This is a genomic window from Shewanella sp. 10B, assembly GCF_023475885.1.
In the GTDB taxonomy this organism is placed as follows: domain Bacteria; phylum Pseudomonadota; class Gammaproteobacteria; order Enterobacterales; family Shewanellaceae; genus Shewanella; species Shewanella mangrovisoli.
The window spans coordinates 1,137,259-1,154,479 of sequence record NZ_JAMDJO010000001.1 but is presented as its reverse complement, the minus strand read 5'-3'; the positions used below and the strand labels follow the sequence as shown (position 1 = coordinate 1,154,479).

Here is a 17,221-nt window from a genome sequence, read left to right as displayed (position 1 = left end):
GCACACTTAAGTAATCGAAATAGACAGGATTTCCATGATAAGAGCAACAAACAGCCCCCTGGTCGAGCAGCGCGCCGATCCCTTTGTGTACCTACATAGCGACGGTTATTACTACTTTACGGGCTCTGTTCCGACCTACGATCGGATTGAACTGCGTAAATCCAAGACCTTAGACGGCTTGAAAGACGCCCAAACCTTCGATATCTGGTTTAAACACCAAAGCGGCCCGATGAGCCGCCACGTATGGGCGCCCGAGATCCATTATCTCGACGGCAAATGGTACATCTACTTTGCGGCCAGCGAAGAGGAAAATATTTGGGCATTACGCCCCTATGTGCTTGAGTGTCTAGGACAAGATCCATTAAATGATGAATGGATTGAACTTGGCATGATGCAGGCGGCCGAGGGAGATAATAAATCCTTTATCGACTTTTCCTTAGATGCGACCATTTTCGAAAACAACGGTAAGCGTTACTTCTGCTGGGCGGAGAAAACCGGTGGACAATTTGCGGCATCCAACCTGTATCTTGCGGAAATGGCATCGCCAATCAAGTTAAAGACGGCGCAATTTATGCTCACCACCCCAGATTATGATTGGGAGCGCGTCGATTTTTGGGTTAACGAAGGGCCTGCAGTACTTAAACACCAAGGTAAAATCTTCATTACTTTCTCAGCCAGCGCCACAGGTGCTTGTTATTGCATGGGTTATATGGAGGCCGATGAGCATGCTGATCTGCTCGATCGTAACTCATGGAAGAAAACCCGCCAGCCAGTGCTGTGCACAGATGTCGACAAGCAAATATTCGGCCCTGGTCATAACAGTTTCACCGTGGCAGAAGATGGCGTGACGCCCATCTGTGTTTACCATGCCCGTGATTATGAACATGCGGTGGGCGATCCAAGCGTAGTGCCAAAGACAGATACCCGTCCATTAGCGCAAATCATTAAAGATCCACTCTATGATCCCAATCGCCATGCGCGGACGTTAGCGGTGTCATTTGATGAGAGCGGACGCCCCTTGTTCAATCTCTACTAATTGATTTGCCACCACAAATGATGTGATGACCGCGGGGCATGCTACAGCAGCCCCGCTTTTTTATGCCTGACTTAAGCGCTATTGCTTAGGTAAAACGCGATTTTTAGGCTCGCACGCACAACAAGCTATTCCGGTCGCTATTTCAATCACTTAACCGATTCAACCTTTGAACCTATTGATGTTATATTGCCGCCCGAGCATTCACATGGTGGGCAGAAGTACTGCCTGCGTGTGGAAGAGAATATCAGTGATGATTTTGCCAAGTTCGAGGAGTAGGGAAATGGCGATAAACAAGGACAAGTTTAGTGCAGATATTGAAGCAAGAATGGATGAGTTTACTCAGGAAATCACCCAGGCACTTGCGAAATATTACGATTGGTGGCTGTCACAATATCCGGCGCAGACCCTCTATGGTTTTTGCCTATACAGCACGCCCTTAGTGGAATATTTAGGCGCCACCCTTTTCACCGAGGAAGGCCTGACGGCCGTCGCAGAGCAATATCAAAACGATCATCGTTTTCGGCATAAATCCCTCGCACAGCTTAAGCAAACACTGCGCTGGTCGGCCTGCGACTCTCCACATCACAATGAAAATGAAGATATTTTTGAAGCGATTAACGACAAACTGCAATTGCTGCAAGAGGACGCTGAGGCGCTCGAGTCCGAAGAGGCATACGATGCTTACCTCAAAGCCTTGTACGCCATATTAGTCAAGGCGCTCAATGAGGTTAAAGCCATGCGCCCGCTAAACCCGCAGGCAATATTGTTCTCCGTCTGGTTTGGCGATCAAAGCGATGCTGATATCGATTATTTTGTTCAAAGTTGCAATAACAAAGAGATGGTCGCTCTTTTTTATCAGCAATGGCGATAGATTTTGCCTACAAAAATTTTCAACTAAATTGGCTTATTTCGTCTATTACCGAAGAGGTCCCACTCAATATTGACTGAAAGACGGCTAGTGGTTGTTATTTACGGCGAGTCGCATAGGGCCACCAGCAAACATTAGGTAGTGCCAAGCGCAGAAACTCTGGGTTAGGGGATAAAAACAAGGGAAAGCGTTTCACTTTCCCTTATCTAAATCAGTGTTTTAAGCCCGAGTGCCTACATGCGCTCGGGATGCTTGCTTACTGAGTCGAGGTCGACTCACTTTTTAGCAGGCGCACCTCATATAAACCGCCGGCAATCGAGCCCGGTTTTGCCACAAATTTCACCCTGAAGGGCACTGTGTTATCCGAAAGCATGTCGGCGGGAATAGGGTAGTCGACGTTGTAAAATGTGGGCCCCTTATCGGCAGGCAGAGTGACTTCGGCAAGGCGTTTATCGTTGATCAAAATGTCGAAACGTCGCCCAGCATCCAAGCCAAAGTAAGTTAAGCGTAATATGGGTTGCGGTTCACCTTTGGCATCGAGTTGATAGCTAAACCAATCCTCGGCATGGCGCCAATGGCGATTACCATTAAGGCCCGCTTCACTCTTTGATGCCTTAAAGAAATGATCCGACTCAGGTTGCTGCTCTCCGGGCTGCACACTATCTAAGGTTTGCGCCATCAACTTGGCTTCCATCTGGGCTTTTTGAGCTAACTCTTGCTGTTTCTGTTGCCATTCATCGGGAGCGCTCTGGCCAAAATACAAGGTATAGCGGCTGTCATGCAGGCGAAAGAAGGGGATCAGCGTGATGGGGCTCGCTTGATTTGTACGAGCTTTCCCCGTGGTAAATTGCAGCTGACTCATGGGCTCACGGCGGATATCGGTTAAAAAGCGGGTGCCATCACTGATAAAAATCGGCGCCTGACTGGGTTCGCACATAGGGCCACTGGCAATATGCCCCATGCGACTGGCATCGCCGATAAAGTTTAAGGCTTCATTGGCGATAGGCGCCGTTTTTGCCGCTAACACAATTGGCCCATAAAGCACTGAGTAATAGGCGGTTTTATCGGGTAGCTGCTCAAGGCTAATGTCCATAGGTAAGGTGATGGTCACGCTATCGCCCTTGCGCCAGTGCCGTGTTAAGGGAATATATTGCCCTTGAGTCGGTGTAAACCTTTGCGGCTCGCCATTAATGCTCACGGTCACGTCCCCCTTAGCCCATGTGGGATAGCGCAGATTGAGGGTAAAGTCCGCTTCCTGATGGATAATCATCTGCGAAGTATTGTCATCGGGGAACTGAGTTCTTTGGCTAAGGCTGATGCCTTTGGCTTTCCAGTTGACTTCGGAGTCGACAAACAGGTTCACGAACAGATTGTTGTCCTCCTCGGCATAGATGAGCTCGCCGTATTTAGCATGGTTTTCGATACCTGAGCCGACACAACACCACATACTTTCCTGCGCCGAGGAATAAACGCGGTAATGGTCTGGGCGCATTGGCGTAAAATACACTAGGCCGCCAGTTTGTGGATGCTGGGACGAGAGGATATGGTTGTAGAGTGCGCGCTCGTAGTAATCGATATAACGTAAATCACGTTTGTTTTCATAGAGTAATTTAGACAGTTTCAGCATGTTGTAGGTATTGCAGGTCTCAGGGCCTTCTACCGAATCGAGCATAGTGCTGAAGTCTTCGCTGGGATGAAAATGCTCGCGCACACTATTGCCACCGATGGAAACAGTGCGCTGGTGAACCACTTGCTGCCAAAAGTAATCTGCGCTTTCTAACCACGCCTTGTTATGACTGAGCTCGGCAATACGTGCCACACCCACAATTTTAGGAATTTGTGTATTGGCATGTAAGCCCGTCAGTTTATCTTGATGTTGCAACAGGGGTTGTAACAGGCTCTGATCCGTATAGCGATTCGCAAGATTTAAGTATTTGTTTTGACCTGTAATGCTGTACACATCCGCTAAGGTTTCATTTAAGCCACCGTATTCGGTGCGCAGCATAAGCTGCAGCTGCTCATCAGTTAGATTGCGACTTAAATCCAGCATCCAATCGGCAAAACCGACGAGCATTTTCTTCGCCGTAGGATTTTGAGTATAAAGATAGGCATCCCGCAGGCCGGCAAATACCTTATGCAGGTTATACCAAGGCACCCATGATTGGTTGAGCGTAAACAGATCCGCTTCGATATGACCAGCGGCGACCTGCTGCCATAATTTGTCTCCATGGGGGACACCGCCCACGTAACCATTGCCATGCGCCTGTTGGCACTTTTCCAACTCGGCCACCATGTAGTTGAGTCGCTCAAGCACCGCCTGATCGCCCGTGGCGGCATACATTAGGGCCAATGCCGATAGATAATGCCCACCGATATGGCCATCGAGGCCCGTATTTTCCCAATTGGGGTAGTTGTCGGCGGTAGTCGCGATTCCCGCTTCCTTACGGTAAGGGGCCAGTAGTCGCTCGGGATCCATCGACATGATGTAAGCCAAATCGGTCTGCTGGGCATGCAGAAACGGCCCGGCTGTGAGGCGCACATCGTTTAGGGGAATGGGGGTAAGGCTAGCAAAACTTGGCTGAGATACGAATGGGCAAGTTAATGGCAATAACAGGCAAAGGCCAAACAATCGGGCAGTGTTCATCTTGGCTCCCTTTATTATACGGATTGGAGTTTTACGTTTGGATTAACTCAGTTTTTGCGTGATAAAAAAGCCCCTGGGTAGGGGCTTAGGGTGTTATCGCAGATAGATTACGCCGATACTTGAGGCGCTGCAGTCTTAGGCGTTACTGCCTCAGAGGCTTCAGTGCTAGAGGCTAGAGTCTTAGACGTCAAGTTGGCGTCCGTTTGGCTTGAATGGGCCTGCTCGGGTAAAGCCTGTTTGATTTCTTCATAAACGCGGTCAGAAATCTTGTATTTGAACATCAGTAAGCCCATCAGCGCGTGGAATGCGCCTGGGATCACCGTCAGCATTAACGAAATACCGGTCAACGCAAACTCGCTTTGGGTTTCACCGGGTTGATAGTTGAAGTAGGTCAGCAGCATACCCACCACAAATCCCGCCGCGCCCATACCCGCTTTTTGGGCGAATGAGATCCCGCCAAAGGCAAGGCCAGAGACCCTGTGGCCCGTTTTGACTGTGCCATAATCCACCGACTCTGAAATCACCGACCAGAAGACTGGCGCATGTAAATCCACCACGAATGAAATCGCAAAGTAGAGTACAAAGGCCAGCACTATGTCGCCCGGCTGCACGGCAAAGAACATGATGGCGCTTAAGATCCCAACCACGATTTGGCTATAGCGGAAGAGTTTTAGTTTGCAGTAACGCTTTGTGATCCAAGTTGAAGCGACCATGGCCAGAATCGCAGCGCCCACACCGGTCGACAGGAATGCCGAGAGCATTTTCGCATCGCCGCCCAAGTAATAGGTGGCGTAGTAGGCTGCTACCGAGCCGCGGATCACATAGCCAATAGTGCCAATCACACAAATCGCGACTAATACTAACCATTGATCGTTTTTGAACAATAATCGCAGTTGCATGCCAACAGGCTTAGTTTCCACCTTGTAGGCCACGCGCTCTGTGGTAGTGAAAAAGCAGAATAAAAACAGTAGTGTTGCCATCAATGCCATCACGCCCATGGCTTTTTGATAGCCCGCGGCAATATTCTCACCGCCCCAAGATGACGCCAACATAGGCACGATAATGGTCACTAAAAAGGCGGCAATTTTTGCGAAGAACAAACGGTAACCGTTGGCGGATAACCGCTCTTTTGGATCGTCGGTGATTACGCTGATAATCGAAATATATGGAATAGTCACAGTGGTGAAGATGATAGTGACCAGAATATAGGTCGAGTAAGCCCAGATAAGTTTGGCATTGTAATCCCAATCTGGGGTTGAGAAGGTTAAGAAAACCGAAATACCAAAGGGAATCGCCATAAACAGGAAGTAGGGGCGATATCTTCCCCAGCGGGTCGTCACTTTATCGTTAATAATGCCCATTAAAGGATCGGTAATGGCATCGATAAGACGAACCAACAGGAACAATATCCCGACATCGGCGGGTTTTAACCCAAAAATATCAGTATAAAAGAAGGTAATAATTAACATCATTGACGAAATCACCACGTTAACGGCCATGTCCCCGGAGCCGTAACCGATCTTTTCAATGACTGACAATTTATGAGAACTCATCAGAAATCCTTATTATATTTATTATAAACAGTGAGTTATTGTGTTATTTTGCAATTTACCGCATTCGCAATGTTAACACATTTTTCTCCTGTTAATTTTTTTGCATTTGATTGTTACTTCCTTGTCCTGATAGTATGATAACTTAATTCATCATACAATAGCATAATAACTATTTTGTTATATGGGATGGGGTTCATAAGGAGAATTGATGCCAGCTATGAGAGTCACACCGAAAACAGCCCTAAAACGTCACCTTAAGATGCTCAATTGTGCGCTGCTAGGTGTATTAGGCACCCTAGGCCAAGTAAGTGCCAAACAGGTGAGTATTCACGATCCTGTGATGGCAAAAGAGGCCGGACAGTATTATCTCTTCAGCACAGGTCCCGGTATTACCTATTATTCCTCAAAGGATAAGATCCATTGGGCATTGGCTGGGCGAGTATTCGAAACCGAGCCTAGCTGGGCAAAGGGCGTTGCGCCAGAGTTTAACGGCCATTTATGGGCGCCGGATATCATTGAGCATAACGGCTTGTTCTATCTGTATTACTCAGTATCAGCCTTTGGTAAAAACACCTCGGCCATCGGCGTGACAGTCAATAAAACCCTCGACAAAAACTCAAAGGATTATCAGTGGACAGATAAGGGCATCGTTGTTCAATCTGTGCCAAATCGCGATGCTTGGAACGCGATTGATCCCAATATTATTGTCGATGAGCAGGGTACGCCTTGGATGAGTTTTGGCTCCTTCTGGCAAGGGTTAAAACTGGTCAAGCTCAATCCAGACTTTATCTCCATCGCCAAACCAGAGGAGTGGCACACGCTAGCCAAGCTAGAACGCCCCGCACTGCTTGGTGAAACGGAGCCAGGTCCTGCTGAAATCGAAGCGCCTTTTATTTATAAAAAAGATGATTATTACTATCTTTTTGTCTCCTATGGCCTTTGCTGTCGTGGGGACGACAGCACTTACCACTTAGCCGTGGGCCGCGCCAAAACGGTGACCGGGCCTTACCTCGATAAAGAGGGCAAAGACATGGCGCAAGGCGGCGGTTCGGTTTTACTGCATGGCACTAAGGCTTGGCCGGGATTGGGCCATAACAGTGTTTATGCCTTCGACGGTAAAGATTACTTAGTCTTTCATGCCTACGAATCCGCCGATAATGGCTTACAAAAACTCAAGATGACGGAACTGAGCTGGCGCCAAGGTTGGCCAGAGGTCGATCCTAAGGCGCTCAATCAATACCAGAGCGTATTAGTTGCACCCGAAGGAACAAAATAATAATGACTCACACAATCAACAAACGAATGGCTACGCTTGCGCTGGCCATGGGACTTACGACCTGCTTGGGGGCAGGTAACCTATATGCCGCAGAGAGTGCGAAGGGCGCGGATGAAAACCGCATTACCGCAGCGACCTTTGCAAATCCGTTATTTCGAAATGGAGCCGATCCTTGGCTCGAATACCACAATGGTAACTATTACCTCACCACCACCACGTGGACCTCTGAGCTGGTGATGCGTAAATCGCCCACCATTGCAGGGCTTGCCGATGCGCCGGCCCACAATATTTGGAGCGGCACAGATAAATCCAACTGCTGTAATTTTTGGGCATTTGAATTTCACCCTCTGCAAACTGCGCAGGGATTACGTTGGTATGTGATTTACACCTCGGGCGTGGCAGAAAACTTCGATGGCCAGCGTAACCATATCCTTGAGAGTGAAGGCAGCGACCCTATGGGGCCATACAAGTTTAAGGGCACGCCAATGCCCGACCACTGGAATATCGACGGCAGCTATTTGGAGTATAAAGGCCAGTTATATTTCCTCTGGTCCGAATGGCACGGCCAAGATCAAGTCAACTTGATTGCCAAGATGAGCAATCCTTGGACAGTTGAGGGTGAACATAAGGTGATCACTGCGCCCATTCACGACTGGGAAAAATCAGGCTTAAACGTCAACGAAGGTCCTGAAATCATCCAGCATGAGGGCAGAACCTTCTTAGTTCACTCGGCAAGTTTTTGTAACACTGAGGATTATTCCTTGGCCGTGGTTGAACTCACCGGTGACGATCCTATGGATCCCGCCGCATGGACTAAGTACGACAAGCCTTTCTTTAGCAAGGCCAATGGTGTCTATGGCCCTGGCCACCATGGTTTCTTCAAGTCTCCCGATGGCAAAGAAGATTGGCTCATTTACCATGGCAACTCCTCGGTCTCCGACGGCTGTAGCGGTACCCGTGCGGCACGTGCTCAACCCTTTACTTGGGATAACAAAGGCTTGCCTAAATTTGGCGAACCGATGGCGGATAAAAAACAACTGCCTGTCCCAAGTGGCGAGTTTGGTCCGATAACCACCCAAGTGGAAGGTGTGAAATACCGCATCGTGAGCCGTGAAGTCGGTCAATGCCTAGTGACCAATGCCAAGGGGCAGGTCAGTGTCGGTAAGTGCGAAGATGACAGCAGCCAATGGGTTATCGACCCGAGTAACGATGGTCTATACCGCTTTGCTAATGTGGGTCAGGGAACCTTTTTAACCCAGGCTCAGTGCCAAGATGAGTCTTCAACGGCACTGAATACTGCGCCTTGGGTCGCCTCCCGTTGTCAGCGTTGGTCGGTGGATTCGACCCGTGAAGGCTGGTTCCGTTTCGCAAACGATCGCTCCATCGGCAATCTGCAGGTGAAAAACTGCAGTAAAAAGGCTGGCGCCGAGGTGATTGCCGGGGAAAACCGTGTCAGTGAATGCACCGATTGGCGGATTGAGCCTGTCTCAACATTTGCCATAGTCAATGCCCATAGCGGCCGAGTGGTCAGCGCCGAACAATGTCAGCTTAAACCTAATGCCAATGTGGCTCAGTTTGAATACACCGGCGATGCCTGTCAGCAGTGGCAAGCCATGCCGACAACCGATGGATTTTACCGTCTGCAATCCATCCAACGTTCAAACAATAAGGCGCAACAATGCCTTGTGACCAACGAAGGTAATCTAGGGCTAGGGGCGTGTAATGCAGTCGACAGCGAGTTCCGTAGCGAGTTGATGCCCAATGGCTCATTAAGGCTAGTGTCTCGCAAGGGTGGTTCGTCCATGAAAGTGGCCAATGGCTCCTATGCCAATGGCGATAACATAGTGGAGGACGTGTGGAAAAACACCATTTCACAACAGTTCTATTTTAGAGAGGTGAAATAATTCATCCTCTAAATAACTGAGCATCACCACGGCGGTGGCTAAACGCGTGCTTGTAATGTCGTTTAAGTTGAGGTCGCTTAACGGCATCTTGGTTGAGCCTTGTTTGCTCGGCACCAGAGCAGTAGTTGTGCTTGCAACTGCTGCTCTTTTTTATTCAGGCTCTTTTCTCCCATAGTTTTTATCCCATGGTTTTTATCCCACCAAGGCCTGCCACAATAAACGTATCGCCAGCAGTGTCAGCACCCAATTAAAAGCGACGCCAAAATACTTATCCGTCACCCGCGCTAACATCTTAAAGCCAAGCCAGGTTCCCAAGGCGCCGCTTAAAATCATGCAAAGTAGCAGCGGCCACCAAGGCAGGATAGGAATATCCAGCCCCTCAAAAACGATAATTTTGACGCCATGTTGCAGGGACATCGCCATCGCAAAGGTCGCGACAGTACGAAAACGGTCAACCTCTAATTGTTTGATAAAGGCCGCCACTAAGGGACCTGTCGCGCCGACAAATAACGAAATAAAGGTAGTTAACGCACCAGCGATAATGGTCCCAGCTGTTCCCAGCACCACGCGGGGGATTTTCGGTCCCCAGCAGGAGTACAAAATAAACAAGGCTATGGTGAGGTACATGACCTTTGGCGGCAATGCGACTAACACTAGGCTCCCCAAGGCAGCACCAACGAGCGCGCCGGGTAAGAAACGACTGATAAGCCACCACTGCACATGCTGCCAACCTAATAGTGCGCGACCCAAATTCGAGCCCAATTGCACCACGCCGTGGAGGGGAATAATCACTTGGGGCGGAAGAACTTGCGCCATCACTCCCAACAACATTACGCCACCACCAATCCCAAAACAGGCAGTAAAAAACGAAGTAAACGCCGCAGTCATTGTCAGCAGGGCAAAGATATCGATAGGGATCAGCGTAAAGTCGAACCAAGCGAAATGCATAGTCAATATTTGAGGAAGAGTGTAATCCTTAAACTAGCAAAGCTTGCCCAGAGACAAAAGCAGTTTGATGGCCAGCAGGTTCTTAAGCGTCTTTAAGACTCTTGCTAGCTGTCTAAATTCAAAGCATAAAAAAAGCTAATCACAGGATTAGCTTTTTCGGTTTAAATAACAGTGGTCAATTAGAAGGAGTAACGCGCACCCAATGCAAAAGTACGAGTGTAGATACTGTTCGTACGGTTATAGAGTACTGAGTCCTCGTAGTATTCTTGATAGATATCATCAAGAATATTTGTCGCATCGAAGGTTAATACAAACTCATCACTGATGTTGTAGCTGAACTGGAAGTCCAGTGATTGCTCTGGCTTACGGTAAATACCGCGTGGCATTGCAAAGCTACCTGCATCATACGCACTTAAGAATTTATCACGCCAAGTGTATGATAAACGCGCGCTGTAATCGTCTTTATCGTAAATCAATACCGCACTCATAGAAGTATCAGACACACCGAATAGTTCACGAGTTGTAGTACCAATTTGCTCACCACTCTCAGAGTCAAACTCAGGAATGTCTTGGCTTGAATCTAAGAAGGTTGCACTGACTTGAGTACCTAAGCCATCTAAGTAACTAGGCATATTCTCTGGGAAATATACAGTACCTAGCTCAAATCCTGTCAGCTTTCCGTTTGAAGCGTTTTCTGGACGGCTTAAGATATATTTTTTGGTTTCGCCGTCAACTTCACGGGTAATAGTAGAAGAAGAGTTAAATACGAAACCTTCAATATCACGACGGAAATAAGTACCGAATATGGAAGATCCTTCACCAAAGTAATATTCCAATGAGAAATCATAGTTTTGTGAAGTAGTAGGTTCTAACTTAGAGTTACCACTTGAAGCTTGACCGAACCCAAGCTTTGTTAAGTCCTCTGTATAAGAAATCGCAGTGGTTAAATCGCCAAAGGCGGGACGACGAATCGTTTCAGTGTAGGCAAAACGTGCAACCAAGTCGTCAGTTAACCAGAAGCGTACCATTAAGCTTGGTAATAACTCCGCACTTCCATTGGTATCTGTGTCATGAACGAGATAGTATCGAATGTCATCAACAACATCCTCTGCAGCATATTTTTTGCGTTCCCAGAAATCCATATCTGCATCGGCTTTCTCATAGCGAAGGCCGATTTGACCATCAACTTGCTTACCCCATAACTCGGTCTCAAAATCACTTTGAATATATGCAGCATATGACTTTTCGGTGATGTCATAGTTGGTATACATGGCAAGGGCTTGCTCATCGGCGTTATACATAGCTTCAATGGCTGAGCGGTTAGCATATAAATAATTACCATCGGCAATCGCCCAACTGGTTGGCACATTACCACGGCCATCAAAGAAGCCGGAGGTTACTGTGAACATGTTAGGGTCAAGATCGCTAAACAACACGTTGGTGTTTAAGGAACCGGCATCGTAAAGTCCGTGTTTGGCACCACGTTGTTCTGCACGAACACCAAATTTCATCTTAGTAAATATGCCGTAGTCGAGGAAATAGTCACCATCGAATGTCCAAGTAACTGAATCACCTTCGTCCTTAGCGCCACTATCGTATAATTGAGCCGTTTGCCATAGGGCATATTGAGTTAAATCAGACTCATTAATATCAGTATCTGGATTATCTAAATAAACCCAGCTAGGAACACCATCACTTTTGTCGTTATAGTCAACATCAACACCATAAAAAGTTTTAGTGCTATTCGCGCTTACACCACGCATCGCCAGAAATTGTGATTCATAGGTACTGGTTTGATAGACCACTTCAGACTTTAAGGTCAAATTATCAAAGTCCCACTTACCTCCTAAGGCAAATACATAACTATCTGTTTTGTTATGGCTATGGTCTGAACTGCTAAATCCGTCAACGTTATAGGCAGTTCGCGATTTTACCACGTTGGTACCATCATAAACTTCAATACCATCTTGAATCACTTGGCTCCAGTTAGCAGATGAATCTACGTTACTAAAGAGCATAGAGTTGAAGTTATCATTACGATAACCGTTATAGAATGCTTCAAAAAGATATTCGGAAGTGTCAGTTGGCGCCCATTGCAATGATAGGTTCAGTGCTGGACGTTCACGCTCACCGTTATTCATATTTTGGAATACGGCGTCGCGCATGAGCAGATATTCCTGACCGTTGATTAATGCCCCTTCACTGGTATCTAAACCATGGGCTAGGCCACGCTTCCAATAAGTATCAGGGATTTGGACACCAGTTTCAGCGTAATAGGGCATTGATGCGCCAGGTGCAACCACTTGATCATTATAGTTGGTGCGGATATAGGAGACGTTAACTAATGCGCCGACTTCACCGATGCTGGTATCCCAGCGGTCGCTAATTAAGGCGCTGAAATTGGGATCGATAGTGTCAGGCTGATCAGAGTAAATACCTTTGGCTGCTACCGAAATTTTTTCTTCTTGGAAATCAAAAGGTCTATGGGTACGAATGTCAATTTGACCCGCGATACCGCTGGCGACTTGAGAAGAAGAGCGGGTTTTAAAGACTTCTACACTGCCGAGTAATGCCGCAGGTACGTCAGCAATAGCGACTTCACGACCTGCTGCAGTGAAAACTTGACGGCCGTTAACTGTAGTGGTTACGTCGGTTAAACCACGAATACTCACGGTATTGGCTTCACCTGATGCACGGTCAGTCACTTGAACACCCGTTACCCGTTGCAAGGCTTCAACCACGTTATTATCTGGGAACTTACCGATATCTTCGGCAATAATGGCATCGACAACTTGAATGTTTTGGCGTTTAAGTTCTACCGCTTTATTTAAACTACCACGGATCCCCTGAACCTGAATGATCTCCATCTCTTCGTTATTTTGCGCTTTACCGCCAGAAGAGGGGCGTGACGTTTCTTCCGTCTGAGGCGATTGTGTCGCTTCAGCTTCTGCCGCATACGTCGCTTGACTAGCAAGAGCAAGCAGAATAGCACTTGCCAAATAAGTCTGTTTAAACATCTAGTTAATCTCCGGTAGTTTTATTATTTGACCCGGTAGCCTAAGACACCATCTGACGTCCCGGTCTTTTTTATTCCACTTCAGAGTCACGGACATCCCCACAGTGTCCCTGAAAATTTAGAATTTTGTTGCCGATTTTGTAGCGTATAGTGCACCGCGTTAAACCAATTTCGCTTCAACGGGTGAGGTTAAGAATTTATCCGAACTGTTAAAATAATATTGTATGACTATTTGCATGTCAACTCACTGTTTGACGCAATAGGAAAGCAAGATCACATTTCGCTAAAATGCGACGAAAAGGTGCATAAACACTATCAACATGAAATTAAACGAGTTTACTGAATGGCATTAAGGTTTGGTGACTAAAGCATTGTCTTGATTGAATAGGTTAGACTGGTCAAGCAAGCTGACCTTAACGTCAAATGTTTTGCAAAATCTCACAAATCTCTGTCACAAGATATTTACTTCTATCCCCAGAATGCTAATGTAATTTTAGTGTTACAGTAGTATTGTATTACTTTTAGATTTGATACATTGATAAACGCTAACCTAATTATCAAACACAACAATAAAAGGAACGACGCTCATGGTGCTTAAACGCTCATTCGTGTCAGCAAGCTTGATCATGGCACTAGCCTCCTGTGGTGGGGACGACAGCAGCTATAGTGCAGACGACACAAATACCTTTACACTTCCTCCCCCTATGACATCGGCGGATCCGATAATTGCAGGTGAGGTGAGCTACAAAAATGCAGTGGTTCATGATCCTTCCATCATTAAAGATACCGATGGCACCTATTATGTTTTCGGCTCCCACCTCGCAGTGGCCAGTTCTACTGATTTAATGAACTGGACACAAATTGCCTCTGATGGTGCAGCCGAGAGCAGCCTGTTCAATACCTATGAGTCAGAAATCGCGGAAGGCACCGCATGGACGGGTGGCTTTGTTGGCTCGTGGGCACCGGATGTGATAAAGCTTGCCGACGGTAAGTACCATTTCTATTACGACTTCTGTGGCGGCCCCGATAAAATTGATTGCGTATCGCGCTCCTATTTGGGGATGGCCACCTCTGACAATATTTTAGGCCCTTATGTTAACCAAGGCTTGATCCTGAAATCAGGTCAAGAGGGGGCTGAAAACCCTGGCGCAAACGGTCAAATTTACGATGGCTTTGTCGACCCTAACGCTATCGATCCAGCCGTGTTTTACGATAAAGATGGCGGCCTGTGGATGACCTATGGTTCCTATTCCGGCGGGATCTGGGTGATGCAGTTAGATCCAGCAACGGGTAAACCGTTAGCGGATCAGGGCTATGGCACTAAGATCATGGGTGGTAACTACAGTGCCATCGAAGGCTCATATGTCATCTACAGCCCAGAATCTGAATACTATTATATGTTTACCTCCTTTGGCGGCTTCGCCCAAAAAGACGGTTATAACATTCGTATCTCTCGCGCTAAAAATCCTAACGGTCCCTATGTGGATGCCGCGGGTCTCGACATGATTGGCGCAACGGCCGCAGGTAATATCGCCGACTATGGCGTCAAACTGATGGGCGGTTTCCAATTTGTGGCCCACCCGGGCGATGTGGGTCATGATCACGGTTACCTTTCACCCGGCCACAACTCCGCTTTTTATGATGCACAAACGGGCAAATACTTCTTAGTATTCCATACGCGCTTCCCCGATACCGGCGAAGGTCACAGCGTGCGCGTACATGAGCTATTTCTCAACAGCGATGGTTGGTTAGTTGCCTCACCACAGCGTTATGCACCGATCAACGGCGCTAACATTGTCGATGAAATCGATGTCACCGGTGATTATCAATTTATTAATCACGCAAAAAATATTAATACCGCGGCACACAAATCAGTCCATGTGAAGTTATCCCGTACTTGGACCAATAAAGGTACAGTCTCTGGCGATGTAACAGGTACTTACCAACAGGGCGATGACAACCAAATCACCTTAACGCTAGACAATTTAGGCACGTTTGAAGGCGTACTCGCCTGGCAATGGGATCCTGAGCAAAACAAACTCATGCCGACATTTAGCGCCATTTCTAATGATGGGGCGAGTATTTGGGGCGTGAAACTCACCGATAAAACCACTGAGGAAATTTTATCGGCATCGGCAAACGGCATTAACCTGCCGACCGAAGCCACCGAAGGCACGATCGACTTACCGACAAATGGTACCCGTGGGGCGACTATCGAGTGGCAATCGAGCGATGAGTCAGTGATCCGTGCCGATGGCACCATTATCAGACCCAACGTGGGAGAAGGCGATAAGGTCGTGACCTTAACCGCGACGATTATGGTCAATGGTAAGAAGGTGACTAAAACCTTCCAAATCACCGTATTTGCCCATAAAACCTATAACCGTATTGCCCAGTACAGCTTCGAGAATAACCTCAAGGATACCTTAGGCTTATTTAGTGATGGTCAACCCACTGGCGATAGGATCTACAAAGCGGGTGATGCCATTGGTTACGCCACTGGCTTTGAAGGACAAGCCCTATCATTAGATGGTGCCCACGGGGTGTTGCTGCCATCGGGCATTATCTCCAGCTACGAGTACACAGTGTCTTTCTGGGCAAGTCCTGCGGTTATCACAGGATTTACCACGGCATTCTTCGGCGCAGTTAACGAGCAAACCGCTGAAGATGGTAGCAAGTTCTCCAATACCTGGGTCAGTTTGCTGCCACAGGGCTGGGACGGTAATACCATGTTCTGGAGCCATAATATCGATACCAGTGGCAGCTCAGTACTGGAGACCTGGTTTGATGGTGTAACGGGTGAGCGCATCGCTGAAAACACTTGGTCGCATCTGGCGTTCTCCGTCAATAAAGGGCTAGTTAAAGTCTTTATCAACGGGGTTGAACGCTTTAGTAGCGGTAACCTTGCCAACTACTTTACGGGGGCACAGGGCGTTTTCGGTCTTGGCGTTAACTACTGGGATGCTCCATACAACGGCCTTATCGATGAGCTAAAAGTATATGAAGCGGCATTAACGGCTGAAGAAGTCAAAGCCCTCGATATCGACAAGTTAGCCGACAGTGAACTCTTGTCTTCAGCAACGGCCATTCTGGAGCTAGGCGACTTATCTGCGGTGCGTGAAAACATCGAACTGCCAGTTACGGGTCCTTATGCTTCGGCCATTTCATGGGAATCGTCAGATCCAACGATTATTGATACCCATGGTAGCGTAACGCAACCTGCACGTGGCGAAGAAGACAAGGTGGTGACCTTAACGGCGACCTTAAAGCTCGGTCAAGCGACACAGACGAAAGTCTTCACCGCGACCGTTAAAGCTAAGAATCCGCCAACACCGGTCGCAGTCTACAGCTTTGAAGACAATCTTAACGACAGTACCGCTAACTTCGGCGCGGGCACTGTAGTGGGTAACCTGATTGGCGTTGAAGGCGGTAAAATCAGCTATGTGGATGGCGCGGTAGGCAAGGCGGCGGTCTTTGATGGTGCCTCTGGTATTGTATTGCCGAATAACCTTATCAAAGACTACACCTATTCAGTATCAATGTGGCTCAACCCTGAGCAGCTGAATAAGTACACTACAGCCTTGTTTGGTTATGCGACTGATTCTAGCTGGACCAGCGTCTTACCAGGCGGTCAAAATGATTATGAGCGCATGGTGTTATGGTCAGGCACCGCGTGGTACGACGGTAGAACCGGTTTTGTGATGCCAAAATCCCAATGGACGCACCTGGCGTACACTGTGAATGGCGGCGATGTGAAGGTCTATATCAATGGTGAATTGAAGTTTACCGGCGCGAACTTCCCGAACATCTTCTCAGTACCGACCACTAAGTTTGCGGTCGGGGTCAACTTCTGGGATACGCCTTTCAAAGGGGCAATCGATGAAATCAAGTTCTATGACGAAGCGATTACTGAACAAGATGTAGCTGATTTATTTGGTGAATCTAATCAATAATCGAGATTAGCTGTCTATACTGA

The 17,221-nt window shown here is 47.6% G+C and carries 9 protein-coding genes; 5 read left to right on the top strand and 4 right to left on the bottom strand.

Annotation, left to right across the window (positions count from 1 at the left end):
• Positions 1-34: 34 nt before the first annotated feature.
• Together M0415_RS04905 and M0415_RS04900 are read left to right on the top strand one after the other, a co-directional pair.
• Entirely contained in the window at positions 35-1,036 is a 1,002-nt protein-coding gene (locus tag M0415_RS04905) for a family 43 glycosylhydrolase (RefSeq protein WP_011622757.1), read from the top strand.
• Between the two features lie 280 nt (positions 1,037-1,316).
• Positions 1,317-1,907, top strand: coding sequence for a DUF4303 domain-containing protein (locus M0415_RS04900; RefSeq protein ID WP_249555283.1), 591 nt, complete (start codon positions 1,317-1,319; stop codon positions 1,905-1,907).
• Positions 1,908-2,160: 253 nt separating this feature from the next.
• Here M0415_RS04900 and M0415_RS04895 read toward each other — a convergent pair whose 3' ends face one another.
• Positions 2,161-4,548 carry a glycoside hydrolase family 127 protein gene (locus tag M0415_RS04895; protein WP_249555285.1) on the bottom strand — a complete coding sequence of 796 codons (2,388 nt, stop codon included), beginning with the start codon at positions 4,546-4,548 and terminating at the stop codon, positions 2,161-2,163.
• A 107-nt stretch (positions 4,549-4,655) separates the two neighbouring features.
• Positions 4,656-6,101, bottom strand: a complete 1,446-nt coding sequence (locus M0415_RS04890; RefSeq protein ID WP_249555287.1) for an MFS transporter — start codon at positions 6,099-6,101, stop codon at positions 4,656-4,658.
• A 208-nt stretch (positions 6,102-6,309) separates the two neighbouring features.
• Between M0415_RS04890 and M0415_RS04885 the strand changes: the two genes are divergently transcribed.
• Together M0415_RS04885 and M0415_RS04880 are read left to right on the top strand one after the other, a co-directional pair.
• Complete coding sequence (locus tag M0415_RS04885; protein ID WP_249555289.1) at positions 6,310-7,377, top strand: arabinan endo-1,5-alpha-L-arabinosidase; 1,068 nt, start codon at positions 6,310-6,312, stop codon at positions 7,375-7,377.
• A gap of 2 nt (positions 7,378-7,379) precedes the next feature.
• The gene (locus M0415_RS04880) at positions 7,380-9,281 is read left to right on the top strand and encodes a family 43 glycosylhydrolase (RefSeq protein WP_249555291.1); all 1,902 of its coding nucleotides are present in this window, start codon (positions 7,380-7,382) and stop codon (positions 9,279-9,281) included.
• A 192-nt stretch (positions 9,282-9,473) separates the two neighbouring features.
• On the opposite strand, the gene M0415_RS04875 is transcribed toward M0415_RS04880, so the two are convergent.
• Complete coding sequence (locus tag M0415_RS04875; protein ID WP_249555293.1) at positions 9,474-10,229, bottom strand: sulfite exporter TauE/SafE family protein; 756 nt, start codon at positions 10,227-10,229, stop codon at positions 9,474-9,476.
• A 179-nt stretch (positions 10,230-10,408) separates the two neighbouring features.
• Entirely contained in the window at positions 10,409-13,246 is a 2,838-nt protein-coding gene (locus tag M0415_RS04870; protein ID WP_249555295.1) for a TonB-dependent receptor, read from the bottom strand.
• 586 nt (positions 13,247-13,832) lie between these two features.
• On the opposite strand from M0415_RS04870, the gene M0415_RS04865 reads away from it, so the two are divergent.
• Positions 13,833-17,198: a LamG-like jellyroll fold domain-containing protein gene (locus M0415_RS04865; RefSeq protein WP_249555297.1), complete on the top strand. Its 3,366-nt coding sequence runs from the start codon at positions 13,833-13,835 to the stop codon at positions 17,196-17,198.
• The last annotated feature ends 23 nt before the right edge of the window (positions 17,199-17,221 follow it).